A 15830-nucleotide genomic window follows, 5' to 3' on the forward strand; every position below is an offset into this window, starting at 1 on the left:
CTGAGCCTGGCGAGCATGGGCATGGCTAGTCTCGTGGGCGCTGATGAAAGCACAGGCAAACTGGACAATCCCAAACCGTTGCCCGATGACGTCAGCCTGCCGCTGCCGTGCGAAGGGCAGATGGTGTTCCGTTACGTCTACATCCTGGCGCAAGGCACTCTGGACGACCGCGAGATCAGCCTCGGCTATCCCTTCAGCGAGGGCGAGGCCGGTTATCAACAGTCGTTCATCTCCGGTTACCGGCGGGACTTCATCAACGGCCAGTTCACCCTCAAGGATCTGCCCAAGGATTGGGGCAAGACCATCACGCCGTTGATGCCCAAGACGGACGCCAAGACCCCGCTCAAACCGATGCTCTATTTCATCGGCAAATACGAAGTCACCGCCCGCCAATACGCCCAGGTCATGGCCCAGGCGCAATCGCTGGCCAGCGGCGAGCCGGCGCCGGCCTGCGAGGCACTGCAAGCCGAGGCGCCGCAAGGCATGGCCGGGCGTTTGCCCAAGGTGAAGTTGTCGCGCTTCGAGGCCGAACGCTTCTCGGCGGTGTATAGCGCCTGGCTGATGAAATACCACAAGGACCTGCTGCCGGTGAGCGGTCGGGGCACCTCGGCTGAAGACGGCGGACTGGGTTTTGTGCGCTTGCCGACCGAAGTCGAGTGGGAATTTGCCGCCCGTGGCGGGCAGGCCATCAGCCGTCAGGATTTGGAAGGGCGCCTCTTTCCCCGACGCCTTGAGGGCAGCGAAAGCGACGGGCCGCTAGCCGATTGGGCGGTGTTCAACCAAGTCGCCGGCGGCACTGGTCAGGCAGCGCGATTGATGCCGATCGGCACCAAACTGCCAAACCCCATCGGCCTGTTCGACGTGATCGGCAACGCCGCCGAGATGGTCCAGGAATCCTTCCAGCTCGTGCACGCCGGACGCCGCCAAGGTACCTACGGCGGCTTCGTGGTCAAGGGCGGCAACTACCTGGAAGGCGAGGGCACCTTGTTCACCGGGATGCGTCGCGAATACCCATTGTTCGCCGCCGACGGCACCGAGCAAAGCAACGAAACCACCGGGTTCCGGGTGGCGATTGGCGCGTTGTCGGCGCCACGTTCGCGCTACAAAGAATTGTTTGCCCAATGGCAGAAAGAAGGTCGGCTGGCTTCGCTGACCGATGCCATCGACGACGCCCAGGACCCGACCAAACGTCTGGACAGCATCATTGCTGCCAGTGTCGATCCACGCCTGCAAGCCGAACTCGGGCTGGTCAACGAAGAGCTCAAGCGCAACGTCTCGCTCATCGCCCAGCAGCGCGAGGAAGCGGCCGGCAACCTGATCCAGTCGGCGGCTCTGGTGGCCGAGACCGTCAACAACTACAACATTCGCCTGACCAATTTGCAGAAGAGTCGCCAGCAGGCCGTGGACGCCAAGGACGAGGCCAGCGCCAAGCTGTTCGCCACCGCCATCGACAATGGCCGCAGCGCGCTGGACGGCGCGGTGGCGATCTACATCGACAACCTGGCGACCGGCACGCGCTACACCGATGCCGTGATCCAGGCGCAGTTTCAACGCATCAAGGAAGAGTTGGAGCGCAAGCCGGTACTGGGCAAAAGCCTGGTAACGCGCGCAACGTTATTCGTTCGCCATGTCGGTGATTATCGTCAGCAACGACGAGCCGACCCGGCGGCGATATTGAAGGAATTGCTCGCATCGAACGCCCAGCGGTCTTGATCGTTCGTTGTACAGCGAGCTTGGAAGGGACTCAGGCGGCGGTGGGCCGTGCTGAGCTGGTCAAACTTAAAAGAGAACACAACTATGCTTTCCTCCCGTAAACCTTTTGCTTCGCTTTCCAAGCGTCACTTGCTGCTGATGGCCGTTGGCTTCAGCACCGTACTGACCGGTTGCGCCACGTCGCCGACCTCCAAGGTCGCCTCGAGCACCAAGGTCGAGTACTACCCGAACTGCTACGAGCCAGTGCAGCACCTGCGTGCCACTGATTCGAACATGACCAAGTCGGTTGTCACCGGCGCGGCCGTCGGCGCTGTCGGCGGTGCACTGCTGGGTGCCCTGGTCGATTCCGAGAACCGTGGTCGCAACGCCGCCATCGGTGCCGCGGGCGGTGCCCTGGCTGGTGGTGCAGCCGGTTACTACACCGAGCGTCAGAAGCAGATCGCCGATGACAACCAGCGCATCGCGTCCTACGCCTCCGACGTCAACAAAAGCGCCGCCGACATCGACCGCAGCACCGCATACGCCAAGACTTCGCAGCAGTGCTACCAGAACGCGTTCACCAAACTGGTCGCCGACCGCAAGGCCAAAACCGTCAACGACACCGAAGGCCGCAAGCGCCTGGCTGAAATCGTCGCGGGCCTCAAAGAGTCCAACGACCTGATCGTTGCGGTGAACGGTAAAGCCAGCGAAGACCTGAACAACTACACCCAGGCCTACGAAAAAGACCTGCAGCAAGTCGGCGTGCAGCGCACTGACGTGGTCACCGTGGCAACCGCCGACACCACGCCAGTCGTGGCACCGACCAAGAGCAAAAAAGCGGTGAAACCGGCGAAAAAACCGGTGCTGCCAACCGTGCCGAAAGAAGCGGTCACCACCGAGAAAACCCTGCAGACCGCACAAGCCAAACAGGCGGAAAGCAAGCAAGTGGCTAGCGCAGGCACCACTCAAGTCAACAGCATGTGCAAGAACCCGGACCTGGGCGACTGGGCACCGGTGCCTTGCCCGAATGCTTGATTGAGTTTTCTGTAGGTCTTGGATCATTCCCACGTGTTGCGTGGGGATGATCTGTACTGGCTACACCTTGGCGCTGTGCGCCGCCATCTCCTGCGCTGGCAAATGATTCAGCGCTCGTTTCACCAGCCAAGCTACACAATCGAATCAATATCCAGATGAAATGGCGTGCCCACGGCATGCCCTCCGGTCATTGCCGCAATGGCTGCGTCGTGGTCTTCGGCCACTGGTGGAATCATCGCCAACTGTTCCTGCCATAAACGTCGGCCTCGGTGACTCGCTGGCTGTGCAGTGCAACGAGTCGAGCCCGGGTCATCTGGATTTTTTCCTTTTCCTTCCCTAGAGCCCGCTTCTTGTGGTCGTTTTGATAGTAATTGGCATGCGCGGTGGGATTCCTGTCAATTTGCTTCTCGAGATCGGTCAATTGTCTGCTGATGTTTTCCAAACCGTTTTTGATCCAGTAGATCTCCCGAGGCGTTGGCGAGCAGTGCTTCAGTGTTGATGCCTGGGCAGACGCTGAAGAGTTGGCCGTTGCGTTAAGTGATTCCTTTCAATTGCCAGAAACTCGGTTGTTCATCCATAGGTAGCTAATACCATGTGGGCAAACTCTTTCTTGCTTGGCTGAATATCAGCGTGCTGCTCCAAGTGCGCGCGCCATGCAGATTCAAGCATGGGGCCATCAAGATCGCCGTCGGTAGCGATATAAGCGGCGGCATCGTCCTTCACGGCTTGGACGTAGTGCTTCGAAGGACCATCTTTAGTGGCGTCTGAGGTCGAAATGAATGGTCCGACCGTTGTGTAGAGCAACCCAATTCCAGTCAGCATCGAGAACTCGAGGGGGCCACCGTTTAATAGGCAGCCAACCCCGTGGCACCCTTCCGCCCGAACAGGAGCGCTAGCTACGACTGTGAACATGGCAATGCAACAACACCCGAAGGCAACCGCCGATTTTTTATTGCGTCGAGTCATGATGGTGGATGGTCTCTTGATTGAAATGCGCTGCACCTCCTCAGCATTTGAGTTGTGCTTGTGCAAAGTACCAAGGCAGAGAGGCACTTCAATCCCAAGGTGACCAAACCAGACGCGTCCTACATGTGTTGCGGAAACAGGGTAGATAACTGTGTTGGCTTTTGTGCTCCCAGCTGTGTGCTGGGCACCCTGACGAGAAAACCCCCGATGGCGAGGAATACATCCATCAGGGTTGTTTACTGCTTGGCGAGTTAACAGGCTCGGCTTTGTCGCTCGGCGAAAATCGCCGCCATCTCGGGTTCATCTAGATGATCCAACGCTCGCTCCACCAACAAATGCACCCCGTCGGCCATCCGGCTGAGCGCCAGCGCTGCGGAGCGGTGTGAGCCGTCCACATCGTCGGCGAGGTCGGCGGCTTCGTTGAGTTTGTTTGAATCGGGGCTTTCGTAGGGAGAGACCGGATCGGTGTCTGGTGGGTTGGGTTTGACCTTGAACATTTACTAACTCCTGAAATGGAGCCGTTCACACGTCGCTGCTAAACGAAGGGTGGCGGCTGTGCGCGGGTTAGCAGACCGGGGAGTTAGCAAACCGGCGCGCCCAAGGGCTCCCCACGCACAGCCACCATCAAGTGCAGGGATATGAATACCTGACTGAAGGAAACGCTATGCACCTCACTAACAACCGCGGGCTGCTAAACCCGATCACTGATGAGCAGTGACACGAACCAAGTTACCGACCGGCCCCAAGGCGCACAAGCCGGCGGATTCTGGCGTAGCCATAGGCAACGACGCAAGGTGTTGTAGCTTGCAGGAAGTAACCTTGAGTCGTTTTAAAAAAGCGCTGTTGGGCGGTGTTTAACCATCGAAAATTCGACAGTTCTTACCAACTTCCATAGGGAATTCCGAACTTTTCTATGTAAGCTTTGGATGTCTCTGACAAGGGCCGATGCTTGCCGCCGGATTTTCCTTCGTAGGGACCTCTTCGGTTAATGGTTCCTTCGACTCGAGCAATTTCGACCGACTTCAGGCAAGGGCCGCCCAGCCAGACTTTGGCAATGCCCCCCGGGGCCAGACCAATCCCGATATCATCGCGGTAGTCGGTGATCCACTTGCCATCAGCCCTGCAAAAAGCTTTTTCAGGTTTACGCATGATCTCCCGAGCTGATTCAGGGATGACGATGTAAGCCTCGTAAGTTTGTGGCTCCACCAGCGATTGCCAACGTACGTAGATCAACCGTGGTAGATCAGCACCTGTGACATGGCGCCCTTTCCCGCCACCGTTACTGCTGACCCATCCTCTGGCAATACCCCGATTATTCGGAGGTTTTGGCACCGAGGCGATACCACCTCCCGCACCTCGGAATACTCGCTCCTTTATATCCACCACGTCTGCGGTTTCAATCCAGACTTCCATATAAGCAGGTGCTGAAAACCCCAAAAACCACGGTAAGCCCTTATCCGATTGAGCGAAGCTCTGCGAGTTGCCAGTAAAGAGCAAACCAAACAATAAACCCGCGCTTTTGGTGAAAAGGCGGACTGAATTATTCATTGGGATGAACCACGCGTTTGCTGTTTTTGGCTGGCCTGTTGATAAAAACAATGTTCGTGTCGCTGCTGTTGAAATCTTTGGCTGCGTTCCAGTGAGCTGAGATGTGGATATAGCGACTGCGTAATAGTGCTCTTTCTTCAACCGTCAATCCTTCGATCTTTGTGTCGCCAAGAGCATAGGCTTGCAGCTTTTTGTGGATGAGTACCAGATCGGCAGGCAGGGCTAGTTTCGGGTCGTTGGCGTCAATGATGTCAAACGGTACATCGTGTCGGACTGCAAGCTCGCGCATGATTCGTAAATAGACCAGCGACAGTTCGCCTCGCACCGGGCGTTCAATGGATGCAGCCGCAAAAACCTTCTTCTGTGGATCGGTATTGGTCTGATCTTTCCCTCTTGGTAAGGGTAGCGGCCTTTCCCAATGCTCCACTTTGATTTTGTTGCCCGGACCGTCGAAGTCGATTACGCCTTTTTCATACCAGGCGAACACCTCTTTTTCGGCAGTAAGGTAAGCAGCACTTCGGGTTGCATCCATGCTCTCGCTCACGGTGCTTGTAGAGGGCTTACCCAACAGGAGTTTTTCCTTGGCAATTGGCAAATAACCGCCGCCGAGGTCCGAGTGCACGCCGGGCAAAACCAGGTCTGTATCACCGAGGCTATTAAGGGCGAAATTTTCACGGACTTCGTCGCGAGCGACCAGGTGCACAACCTTATTGGCGCAGTCATCCGGGAGTTTAAGATTGGCGAAGGGGTTTCTGCTGTTGGCACCAGTGAAGTCGAGTGCCCACGGGTTGGCGATGGATGCGACAGTATCGAACAGGCCAATGAAATTGATGGTGACATCAGTTTTGAGACGCCAGTTGAAGTTACTGGACAAGACCGGAGCACCGGCCGGCAGTAATTCCGCGAGAATGTTTTGCTCGCCCTTGAGCACTTCATTTGCAAAATGTCGCGCGGCTGCCGCACCTCGGCTGAAGCCGAAAATATCGAATTCAATCCGATCAATTTTCATCCCTGGGTTCTTTTCCTCCAGTCGGCGTATCTGTTCCATGATAAGCGCTGGACTCCTTTCGACTCGGGCCGCCACACCTGTTTCGCCAATCCCCGTTGCTTGGGAGTAACGTGAGTCTTCCCCACCGCTCGTGGTCCCGATGCCCTCAACATAAATGGCGATCGATGTCTTCGTTGTTTCTGGCAACAGCGTTTCGTCCACTCGGTCTTCATAGAGTTTGTAAAGCCGGACAATATTGCTCACATCATTCCCATAACTATTGTCCGGCGAGCTCCCATTGCCGTCGTACCCGTAAGCCGCACAGTGCCTTTGTATTTCCTCAGCGGCCTCTGCGAGATTGGCATCCGGTGCATAGCACGCCGCCACAGTTTCGCTGTTGGCTTTGTTGTTTCCCGTGCCATCGAAGAACACCCCGATCCGCAAAGTAATCCCTTCCTCTTCGACGTCTTCCTCCTCTTCCTCCAGCTCATCCGATTCATTCACTTCCGATGGAGAAGGCTCAGGCGCGACGGACACCAACAAGCCCGCCGCAGCCCCCTGCAGTAATGTATGCGCAGCCGTACCCGGCGTTGGAGCACCCCCGACATCAATCGCGCTACTGCTGAAAATACCGTCGGCGTTGAGCACGATGTGTTGATCGCCGACCTTTATGGAAAGGCTCTCTTGCGCGCTAATCACCAGGTGCGTACCTGCCTTGATGTGCACGTGCTCACCGGCTTCGATAACCAGCGTTTCATCAGCTCTTGTGTGGCTCTCGCCTGCGACATGCAGGTAGTCGTTGCCGCTTACCTGGATTTTTCGATCCGACGTGATAGTGAGGTGCTCTTCAGATCCCAGCACCGTAATACGGTCGCCCTTGATGGTGACTCGATGCTCATTGCCCACTTCCAGCCGGCTGTCATTTCCAACCTTCTGCTCCATATCCCGCTGAGCACGCAGGTGGATCAACTCATCGCCAGCGCGATCGTCCATCGACAATTCGTTGTAGCCACCCGTAGCGGGGGAGCTGTGGGTGCGAAGTACGGTTTTGGTTTTGTTTTCGGGCAATGGGTAGGCCGGCGGCGTGACCTTGTTGATCAGGCAGCCGGTGATCAACGGATTATCGGGATTACCTTCGAGGTAGGTGACGAGGACTTCCATCCCGATACGCGGAATGATCACCGTACCGAAGTTGTCTCCCGCCCAGCTGGACGCTACCCGCAGCCAGCAACTGCTGTTTTCGTTATTGCGTTCAGACCGGTCCCAGTGAAATTTGACTTTGACGCGACCGTATTCGTCGCAGTAAATCTCTTCGCCGACAGGTCCGGTGACGCGGGCGGTCTGGCAATTCAGCATGGGCCTTGGTGCAGGCATCGGTGGCCGATAAAAAACGTCCCAGGGAATTGCGCTGAAGCTGTTGCGGTAGCCTTGGGTAAAGTCGTTCTCAGGTTCGGTAGCGCTGGTGGCGAACTCCTGGAGCGCTTGAGGCTGCTTCCCGAAATGGGTCACGCTGAGCAGCAGCCATAGATCATTGTGCGTTTCGTGTGGGTGTTTCGTTAGATTGAAAAAGTGGCCGCTGCGCAGCGTGGGCTGATCACTTTCGCCCTCCGTCAACTGATAATCGACTCGATGCCGTTCCAGTGCCTGCCGGGCCAGTTGTTTGCCGCGCTTTTCGTTCTCTAATGGCAGCGGATAGCTATAGTCTTCAAGCGTGGGGTCGAACTCCGCGGCAAAGCGACTTTCCAGCACCGCGTTCGGACGTTTCAGGTCGTAGTCACGGCGGGTCACGATGCTGGGGCGGGTTTTGAAACCCATGGAAAACTGGTTGACGACCGGATGCTCTGCCACCATGCCGGCGTCTTGCTGATACGGGGTTTCGCCCAGTTTCGGGAAGAATGTCTGGTCATCGGTAAACACCAGCATATGGCCTTGCGAAGAGTGTTGGTGATGCCACGTAATGCCGTCCTCGGCACAGAGCCGCTGGACGAACTCCAAATCATTTTCCCGGTATTGAGTGCAGTATTCGCGCGGGGGACTTGTTTTGACGTGGAAGGTGAATGCATCGGCTTGAATGCCGTGCGCTTTGAGGACGTGAGCGATGATTTGCGGCACCGTCTGACTCTGAAAAATCCGCTGATCCTGGCTGAATTGCAGGTAATACAGCGCCGGCACCAAGTGCACCCCATAGCGGGTCAGGCGTTTACCAACGTCGCCTTCGGACACCCCTTCGATGTATCCGTGGATACCTTCGCCGTTAAGGCCGAATTGGAGAAATGCAGGTTGGAGAAGCAGGCTCTCCAGATCGATATCGGGGTATTCACTGACCAGATCGACGCTGATTGAGTACAACGCGCTGATGGTTTCAGTACCTTCAAATGCCAGCACTTTAAAATCGTTGCGAACCGTCGGAATTGTAATGGTGAATTGCGCGGCATTGGCGGATGCGAGCATGCGCTTATCCTTTTGCTTTTTTAGCTCATCCTTGAGCAGGGAGATAAAAAGTTACGACGCACTTGTCATGTTTCAACTGAGCGAGTCGCAAGAATCCGAAAGCTATCAGCGCGCGGGAAAGAAATGATGTAGGAAGGGGCTAGAAACTGTGTGTGAAACTTCCCGCATTACCGAATATTATTGATGCCATCGGAAAAGAGGAGCACTTGATTTCGTTCTGTGCCTGTGCCCCCAGATGCTTGTAACGATAGCTTCGAAACTCGGGGAGCAACTCGGCCGCGAAGCGACTTCCCAGCAATAGGTCATGGCGTTTATGCGAAAGAAAAAATTCAACTCACGCTAACAAGGCTTGAAACAGATTGATGTAAGAAACCTCCCGGACGTTTGTAAGAGCGTTCCGAATACAAAGCATTGTGAAATAGGTAGGAAGCGCTTGTAGGTGGAGTTCTTTAAAATTATTTGATTTGCTTTCGATTTTGGCAATTTTTAGAAGAATTTCTGAGTTTAAAAAATGCTGTGCAATCAATATGATATCTCGCTCGTGACGAGATTTTTCCATCAAATACTCACGTTGCGTAATACATTTTCGGAAACGTCCTACTTTTATTTTTTTCAAGTCTTGTCATGCTTCGCCACCTGTTTCCAAGGCTGAGGTTCGATCTGCTGTCGAGCAGCTCGAGATCAATTTTTTAAAAGTAGGCCTTCATTGTGCTGAACTCGAATCTTCTAAAAATCTCAGCGTAATTTAGGGTGATATTCGAAAGTCAACAAAACATCTCGCGCCAAATTGTTTAATAAAGTGACAGCTAGTGGCTGTGTCGTTGCCCGATGCATCCACTTTGTAAGATCTCAATTGGATGTGATTTCTCATGGCTTTTCGTTAATTTTCAAGCCGCTGAAACTTCAATTGGCGTACGAGTGCAATCAACCCTAAAGGCTAAGGATGTCCTACTCAAACAAACTGTCGGCGCATTATCTCGATCTGGCAAAAGTCTCTATTTCCAAAGAGCGTTTCGCGGGCGAGGATGTTCGCTTTTCGAGCGAATATGAGGCGTTGGAAAGTGAGCTGGGTAAAGCCTCGTCCATGCACGAAAGCGGTCAGATCGACTGGCTGAAAATCCGCGAAAACAGTGAAAACCTGCTGCGCACTCAATCCAAGGATTTGCGTGTCGCAGCGTGGCTGACCTGGGCGTTGTACCAGCGCGAATCCTTCCAGGGACTGCTGGCCGGCCTCGGTTTGCTGCACCACCTCTGTGAAAATCATTGGGCCAAGGTTCATCCGAACAAGGCCCGCACTCGCTCCGCTGCCATCAGTTGGTTGGTGCCGCGTCTTGAGCAGGTGTTGAACGAAAACGTCGCGATCAAAGAGCAATTGCCGCTGTTCCGCCGTCTGGTCGAGCATCTGGAAGGGCTCGATGCCGCGTGCACCGAGCACCTGGGCGATGACGCGCCGTTGCTGCTGCCGATTTCCCGGCGCTTGAAAAACATGGTCCAGCGCGCCGCCGACAATCAGCCGGAGCCCGGTGTGGTGGGCGCCGCGGTGGCTCAGGTCAAGCAGGCCGCGACCCAGCTGTTCATCCCCGGCGCGCCGATCGATAACGAGAAAGAAGCCCACAAGGCCCTGCGCGCCCAGCAAGAAAACGCCCGTCCGTTGTGTGCCTGGTGGCTCAAGCAGAAAGCCACTGACCTGCGCGCCCTGCGCCTCAATCGCACGCTGCTGTGGCTGCCGATCGACGCGGTTCCCGAGCGTAACGCCGAGCAGATCACCGTTCTGCGCGGTTTGCCGGCGGACAAACTCAAGTCCTATCAGGACCGCTACGACCAGGGGAAATACGCTGATCTGCTAGTAGAGCTGGAGGCGAGCCTGGCGAAGGCACCGTTCTGGTTCGATGGCCAGCGAATAGTCTGGGAATGCCTCCAGGCGTTGAATGCCGAGATGGCGATGCGCGAAGTGGAAATCCACTTCGCGCTTTTGGTTCAGCGCCTGCCCGGCATCATCGAATTGCGTTTCCATGACGGCGCGCCGTTCGCCGATCCGGCCACCCGCGCCTGGATTGGCGCCCACGTCATGCCGCATCTGCAAAGCGCCAGTGCGCCACGCAAGGTCGAAGTCGCCGATACCCAGCCGGCCTGGGAACTGGCTCTGGAAGAGGTCTTGCCGATTCTGCGCAAGGATGGCCTCAAGGCCGCCGTGCAGATCCTCAAGCAGGGCTTGCAAAGTGCCCACGGCGGACGGGTTCGATTCTTCTGGCAGTTCGCCCTCGCGCGGCTGTGCTTCATGGCCAAGAAATACGAACTGGCCAAGACCCAACTCGAAACCCTCGACCAAACATTACAGGACTCAGGCCTGCACGCCTGGGAGCCCGATCTTGCGCTGGAAGTGCTGCATTTGCTGCATAGCTGCTGCGCGTTGTTACCGCAGAACCATGCAGTGCGTGAACGCAAGGAAGAGATTTATCGCAGGCTGTGCCACCTCGATCTCGAAGTGGTACTCGAATAGGCCCCCGGGCCACAACCGCAAGGAGAAAAGCCATGGCCAAAGAAGGCTCGGTAGCCCCCAAGGAACGCATCAACGTCACCTTCAAACCCGCCACCGGCGGTGCTCAGGAAGAGATTGAACTGCCGCTGAAACTACTGGCAATCGGTGACTACACCCACCGCAAGGACGAACGCAAAATCGAAGATCGCAAGCCGATCAGCATCGACAAGATGACCTTCGACGAAGTGCTGGCCAAGCAAGAGCTGAGCCTGACATTGAGCGTGCCGAACCGTCTTCAGGAAGAAAGCGACACTGAAGAACTGGCCGTGAAACTGCGCGTCAACTCGATGAAGGACTTCAACCCGGCCTCGCTGGTCGAGCAAGTGCCAGAGCTGAAAAAACTGATGGAACTGCGCGACGCGCTGGTGGCCCTCAAAGGCCCGCTGGGTAACGCGCCTGCGTTCCGCAAAGCCATCGAAGGCGTGCTCGCCGACGACGAATCTCGCAGTCGTGTACTGGGTGAACTAGGCCTGAACGCCGCAGCCCAGGACGCTTGAGTCTTTATCAGTCAAGGAAGCCAACACAATGAGCACTAGCGCAGCACAGCAAAAGAGCAACGAGAATGGCGAATACAGCATTCTCGACAGCATCATCGCCGAAACCCGCCTGACGCCAGACGACGAAGCCTACGACATCGCCAAACGCGGTGTGTCGGCGTTCATCGAAGAGCTGCTCAAGCCGCAGAACAACGGTGAGCCGGTCAAGAAGGCCATGGTCGACCGCATGATCGCCGAGATCGATGCCAAGCTCAGCCGTCAGATGGACGAAATCCTCCACCACCCGGACTTCCAGTCCCTGGAATCGTCGTGGCGTGGCCTGCAGTTGCTGGTCGACCGCACCAACTTCCGCGAAAACATCAAGATCGAAATCCTCAACGTCTCCAAGGACGATCTGCTGGACGACTTCGAAGATTCGCCGGAAGTGATGCAGTCGGGCCTGTACAAGCACATCTACACCGCTGAATACGGTCAGTTCGGTGGTCAGCCGGTGGGCGCGATCATTGCCAACTACTTCATGTCCCCAAGCTCGCCGGACGTGAAACTGATGCAGTACGTGTCCAGCGTTGCCTGCATGTCCCATGCGCCGTTCATTGCGGCCGCCGGCCCGAAATTCTTCGGTCTGGAAAGCTTCACCGGCCTGCCGGACCTGAAAGATCTGAAAGATCACTTCGAAGGCCCGCAATTCGCCAAATGGCAGAGCTTCCGCCAGTCGGAAGACTCCCGTTACGTTGGCCTGACCGTGCCGCGTTTCCTGCTGCGTAACCCGTACGACCCGGAAGAAAACCCGGTAAAGTCGTTCGTGTACAAAGAAACCGTTGCCAACAGCCACGAGCACTACCTGTGGGGCAACACCGCCTACGCGTTCGGCACCAAGCTGACCGACAGCTTCGCCAAATTCCGCTGGTGCCCGAACATCATCGGCCCGCAAAGCGGTGGCGCGGTTGAAGACCTGCCGTTGCACCACTTCGAAAGCATGGGCGAAATCGAAACCAAGATTCCTACCGAGGTATTGGTTAGCGACCGTCGTGAATACGAACTGGCCGAGGAAGGCTTCATCTCCCTGACCATGCGCAAAGGCTCCGACAACGCGGCGTTCTTCTCCGCAAGCTCGGTGCAGAAGCCGAAGTTTTTCGGCATCAGCGCAGAAGGCAAGGCCGCAGAGCTGAACTACAAGCTCGGCACCCAACTGCCGTACATGATGATCGTCAACCGCCTGGCTCACTACTTGAAAGTGCTGCAGCGCGAGCAACTCGGTTCGTGGAAAGAACGTACTGATCTCGAGCTGGAACTCAACAAGTGGATCCGCCAGTACGTGGCCGATCAGGAAAACCCGAGCGCCGAAGTCCGTGGCCGTCGTCCACTGCGCGCTGCCCAGATCATCGTCAGCGATGTTGAAGGCGAGCCGGGCTGGTACCGCGTCAGCCTGAACGTGCGCCCGCACTTCAAGTACATGGGTGCCGATTTCACCCTGTCGCTGGTTGGCAAGCTGGACAAAGAGTAAACGGAGCGACTCATGACTGGATACGGCAGCCTTTTCGAACGCCTGGGTGGCGACGCGGACAAACGCGTCGGCTGGAGCCGCGAGGTCTGCGCCATGGCGTCCGTGGCTGCCCATCTGGCCAAGATGCTCAGCACCCGTGCGGGCAGCGTGCAAACGCTGTCCGATTACGGGCTACCCGATCTCAATGACATGCGCCTGAGCCTGCACGACTCCCTGAGTCAGGCCCGTTTGGCCATCGAAAATTTCATCGAAGCCTACGAGCCACGCCTGAGCAATGTGCGTGTTATTTCCCTGCCGCGTGACAACGATCAGCTTCGCCTGTCCTTCAGTATCGAAGGCCTGCTGGAAGTTGATGGTTTCAAGCGCCAGGTCAGTTTCGCCGCGCGCCTGGATGGCAGCGGTCAAGTAAAGGTCAATTAAGGAGACTCCGATGTCCGGCAAACCCGCAGCACGTGTATCCGACCCCACCGCTTGTCCGTTCCCCGGCCACGGCACCAACCCGATCGCCGCCGGTTCCGGCGACGTGTTCTTCGACGGCCTCGCGGCCGCCCGCCAAGGCGATGCCTCGGCGTGTGGTGGTGCGATGGTTGGCGATCTTGCGACGACTGTTTTGATCAACGGTAAACCAGCGGCCACTGTGGGTTCTGTTGGTACTCATGGCAATAAGGTTACGGCTGGGTCTTCGACGGTGATTATTGGGAATTCGCATACGCCGGTGCCGTTTGTGGCGCCAGTTCCGTTGAACATTTTTGGTTTTGATGTACGTATTCAGTTGATGGACCCGGTATCTGGAGCTCCACTTAAAAACGTTGCATATATCGCCACTCTTGAAGATGGCTCGGAAATTCAAGGTGTAACGGACGAGACCGGACTGTCTAAATCACTGGGTTCAAAAGCTCAAGTTCAGAATATTCAAATTTCGGCTATTCCAAATTGGTTGGTTAGGGGGGAGTGAAATGCCTCAGGCCGTAAAAGTCGCAACTGTTGCGACAACTCCCGCGAAAGACCATACGCCAGTTCAAATTTACTTGGTAAGCGATCAAGACTTCGTAATTCCAGTCGTCTTTCCAGGCTACAAGATTCATGTTGAGGCAATGGGTGTTAGTCACAAATTCTCTGATTTAGGTCACGCAGGTGTGCTGATTGTCAATGGGAAAACAGGTCTGACGAAGTATGGGGAATACGGACGTTATGAAGGCGCAGGTCCACCTGGAATTGTAAGGGTACGCCCCGTGTCTAACGTTACGATCAAAGGTGGAGCGATAACTGAATTGTCGCTCAAAAAAACCTTGAGGAGCATGTCTACGTCTTATGGGCAGTCGAGCAATGTATCCGGGGTCGTTCTTAGAGGCGCAGCCTTTGCTCAAGCCGAAGCGTGGCTGAAAAACAAAGAAAAAGACAACGCCAATATGGATAGAGAACCGTACAGCTTGAGAAGCCATAACTGCATGACGTTTGTGGCTGATTTGGTTGATAGTCTCAATCTCGGAGCGCCTAAAAGGTCATATTTCGCTGTGATACCAAAAGACTATATGGAAGATTTCCAAGAAACAAAGCCGGATCTGGATTACATATTTAGCACCGATACGCTGGAGATAAAAGATTGATCTGGTTGAAACGCTTTCTAATGGTTGTTGGCGCACTGTCCTTGTTGGTAGCTTTGGGGGTGATATTTTTTATGGACTTTTCAAAAGATAAGCCACATTTGCTCAGTGAATATCCTAATTCCCACTGGAGAGGTGGTGCCGATGGCGGTCAGTATATTGAAGTGACCAAGTCGGAGCCTCCTTATTATTTCGTGCAAGTAAGACATGAGAGTGGCGAGTTATGGGACGAAGGCTGGCTCAAGTTTGGAGATGAGAATAGTGAACCGCTCACGGCTAATAGTGTGATCGCCTTCTCTGGAGAGGGTGTTATTTATCTTCAGCAGCGAAAAGTGCTTAGTTCAGATAAGGCGAAGGCGAAATAGCTTTAGTGAATCTTGAAAGGGTTGAAAAATGAAAGCTAAAAGGGACTGCCCCCGGTTTTCTGATCCATTGCAAGGAGCGGAATTGACGAGCTGCGCGAAAAAAGTGAGGGCAATAATTCTACTGGCACTTGCATTGGTTTTGCCGTTCGCGGTGTTTGAAATCTATGTAGTAACAGTCCATGGATTTGCCGAGCCCTATAGCTATTTTTTCTCGGTTCCTTTGGCGGTTGTTTCTTTTCTGCTTGTGCAGCTCGTTGTTGGTTATGCCGTTGTGAAAGGCTGGGCCCTCTGCAACATGCAAGGCAATTACACGCTTTGCTTGCATGGTTCATCACCTTATTTGTTCTGTTTTCACTCCCTCGGCTCGAACCCCGAGGGGGGGTGTAAATGAACGGCGTTTATTTTTTTGTCTGCGCGGCATTTTGGTTGATGACCTCGATGTTTGGGGTGGCTGCCCTTTATCGATTCAATCAGTGGGTGTTCCGTGAAATTTTCTAATGGGCCGAACCCAATGATCGCTGCTCGTTCGATGAAGGGCAGGGTATTGCAGTGCCCGATCGCATTCCTGAGTTCCGTCCAATGATCAGGTCCGACATCGAGCGCAGTCCAAAGGCAGTTCTTTCATGAGTTCCACCACCAGG

14 protein-coding genes and 1 pseudogene are annotated in these 15830 nt (G+C 55.4%); 10 read left to right on the top strand and 5 right to left on the bottom strand.

What is annotated here, in order from left to right:
* Nucleotides 1-15 precede the first annotated feature (15 nt).
* Together ABH909_RS04215 and tagQ are read left to right on the top strand one after the other, a co-directional pair.
* Nucleotides 16-1713, top strand: a complete 1698-nt coding sequence (locus ABH909_RS04215) for a formylglycine-generating enzyme family protein (protein WP_429439745.1) — start codon at nucleotides 16-18, stop codon at nucleotides 1711-1713.
* An 84-nt stretch (nucleotides 1714-1797) separates the two neighbouring features.
* A complete protein-coding gene (gene tagQ / locus ABH909_RS04220) occupies nucleotides 1798-2727 on the top strand; it encodes a type VI secretion system-associated lipoprotein TagQ (protein WP_429375823.1) in 930 nt (309 codons plus the stop codon).
* 455 nt (nucleotides 2728-3182) lie between these two features.
* Here the strand turns inward: tagQ and ABH909_RS04225 are convergent.
* From ABH909_RS04225 to tssI, 5 genes and pseudogenes are all read right to left on the bottom strand, one after another.
* A pseudogene (locus ABH909_RS04225) lies at nucleotides 3183-3260 on the bottom strand (DUF6124 family protein); the annotation flags it as partial.
* A 37-nt stretch (nucleotides 3261-3297) separates the two neighbouring features.
* On the bottom strand, nucleotides 3298-3549 hold the full coding sequence (locus ABH909_RS04230; protein ID WP_429430733.1) for a DUF2388 domain-containing protein: 252 nt from the start codon (nucleotides 3547-3549) through the stop codon (nucleotides 3298-3300).
* A 395-nt stretch (nucleotides 3550-3944) separates the two neighbouring features.
* Complete coding sequence (locus tag ABH909_RS04235; protein ID WP_429430735.1) at nucleotides 3945-4190, bottom strand: DUF6124 family protein; 246 nt, start codon at nucleotides 4188-4190, stop codon at nucleotides 3945-3947.
* Nucleotides 4191-4572: 382 nt separating this feature from the next.
* Complete coding sequence (locus ABH909_RS04240) at nucleotides 4573-5241, bottom strand: DUF2931 family protein (protein WP_429430737.1); 669 nt, start codon at nucleotides 5239-5241, stop codon at nucleotides 4573-4575.
* Complete coding sequence (tssI, locus tag ABH909_RS04245) at nucleotides 5234-8680, bottom strand: type VI secretion system tip protein TssI/VgrG (protein WP_429430739.1); 3447 nt, start codon at nucleotides 8678-8680, stop codon at nucleotides 5234-5236. The genes ABH909_RS04240 and tssI overlap by 8 nt, the downstream gene beginning before the upstream one ends.
* Nucleotides 8681-9623: 943 nt before the next feature.
* Between tssI and tssA the strand changes: the two genes are divergently transcribed.
* The 8 genes from tssA to ABH909_RS04285 are packed head-to-tail and all read left to right on the top strand — an operon-like array spanning nucleotide 9624 to nucleotide 15580.
* Nucleotides 9624-11180 (top strand): type VI secretion system protein TssA, encoded by a 1557-nt coding sequence (tssA, locus tag ABH909_RS04250; RefSeq protein WP_429430741.1) that lies wholly within the window; start codon nucleotides 9624-9626, stop codon nucleotides 11178-11180.
* A 32-nt stretch (nucleotides 11181-11212) separates the two neighbouring features.
* The gene (gene tssB / locus ABH909_RS04255) at nucleotides 11213-11716 is read left to right on the top strand and encodes a type VI secretion system contractile sheath small subunit (protein WP_429430743.1); all 504 of its coding nucleotides are present in this window, start codon (nucleotides 11213-11215) and stop codon (nucleotides 11714-11716) included.
* A gap of 28 nt (nucleotides 11717-11744) precedes the next feature.
* Nucleotides 11745-13220, top strand: coding sequence for a type VI secretion system contractile sheath large subunit (gene tssC, locus ABH909_RS04260; protein ID WP_008007668.1), 1476 nt, complete (start codon nucleotides 11745-11747; stop codon nucleotides 13218-13220).
* Nucleotides 13221-13232: 12 nt separating this feature from the next.
* A complete protein-coding gene (tssE, locus tag ABH909_RS04265; protein ID WP_429430746.1) occupies nucleotides 13233-13640 on the top strand; it encodes a type VI secretion system baseplate subunit TssE in 408 nt (135 codons plus the stop codon).
* Between the two features lie 10 nt (nucleotides 13641-13650).
* Nucleotides 13651-14175, top strand: a complete 525-nt coding sequence (locus tag ABH909_RS04270; protein ID WP_429430748.1) for a PAAR domain-containing protein — start codon at nucleotides 13651-13653, stop codon at nucleotides 14173-14175.
* Between the two features lies 1 nt (nucleotide 14176).
* Complete coding sequence (locus ABH909_RS04275) at nucleotides 14177-14827, top strand: hypothetical protein (protein ID WP_429430750.1); 651 nt, start codon at nucleotides 14177-14179, stop codon at nucleotides 14825-14827.
* Complete coding sequence (locus ABH909_RS04280; RefSeq protein ID WP_007894571.1) at nucleotides 14824-15189, top strand: hypothetical protein; 366 nt, start codon at nucleotides 14824-14826, stop codon at nucleotides 15187-15189. Before ABH909_RS04275 ends, ABH909_RS04280 begins: the two co-directional genes overlap by 4 nt.
* Nucleotides 15190-15217: 28 nt before the next feature.
* A complete protein-coding gene (locus ABH909_RS04285) occupies nucleotides 15218-15580 on the top strand; it encodes a hypothetical protein (RefSeq protein WP_429430752.1) in 363 nt (120 codons plus the stop codon).
* Nucleotides 15581-15830 lie beyond the last annotated feature (250 nt).

Origin of the sequence: Pseudomonas sp. BS3782 TE3695, assembly GCF_050435305.1 — a bacterium.
Taxonomy (GTDB): domain Bacteria; phylum Pseudomonadota; class Gammaproteobacteria; order Pseudomonadales; family Pseudomonadaceae; genus Aquipseudomonas.

Bases quoted from the DNA above. Each gene is read 5' to 3' on its own strand.
- tagQ (WP_429375823.1), top strand. From the start codon at position 1,798: ATGCTTTCCTCCCGTAAACCTTTTGCTTCGCTTTCCAAGCGTCACTTG.
- tssA (WP_429430741.1), top strand. From the start codon at position 9,624: ATGTCCTACTCAAACAAACTGTCGGCGCATTATCTCGATCTGGCAAAA.
- ABH909_RS04235 (WP_429430735.1), bottom strand. From the start codon at position 4,190: ATGTTCAAGGTCAAACCCAACCCACCAGACACCGATCCGGTCTCTCCC.
- ABH909_RS04285 (WP_429430752.1), top strand. From the start codon at position 15,218: ATGAAAGCTAAAAGGGACTGCCCCCGGTTTTCTGATCCATTGCAAGGA.
- ABH909_RS04240 (WP_429430737.1), bottom strand. From the start codon at position 5,241: ATGAATAATTCAGTCCGCCTTTTCACCAAAAGCGCGGGTTTATTGTTT.
- ABH909_RS04215 (WP_429439745.1), top strand. From the start codon at position 16: ATGGGCATGGCTAGTCTCGTGGGCGCTGATGAAAGCACAGGCAAACTG.
- ABH909_RS04275 (WP_429430750.1), top strand. From the start codon at position 14,177: ATGCCTCAGGCCGTAAAAGTCGCAACTGTTGCGACAACTCCCGCGAAA.
- tssE (WP_429430746.1), top strand. From the start codon at position 13,233: ATGACTGGATACGGCAGCCTTTTCGAACGCCTGGGTGGCGACGCGGAC.
- ABH909_RS04230 (WP_429430733.1), bottom strand. From the start codon at position 3,549: ATGCTGACTGGAATTGGGTTGCTCTACACAACGGTCGGACCATTCATT.
- ABH909_RS04270 (WP_429430748.1), top strand. From the start codon at position 13,651: ATGTCCGGCAAACCCGCAGCACGTGTATCCGACCCCACCGCTTGTCCG.
- tssI (WP_429430739.1), bottom strand. From the start codon at position 8,680: ATGCTCGCATCCGCCAATGCCGCGCAATTCACCATTACAATTCCGACG.
- tssB (WP_429430743.1), top strand. From the start codon at position 11,213: ATGGCCAAAGAAGGCTCGGTAGCCCCCAAGGAACGCATCAACGTCACC.
- tssC (WP_008007668.1), top strand. From the start codon at position 11,745: ATGAGCACTAGCGCAGCACAGCAAAAGAGCAACGAGAATGGCGAATAC.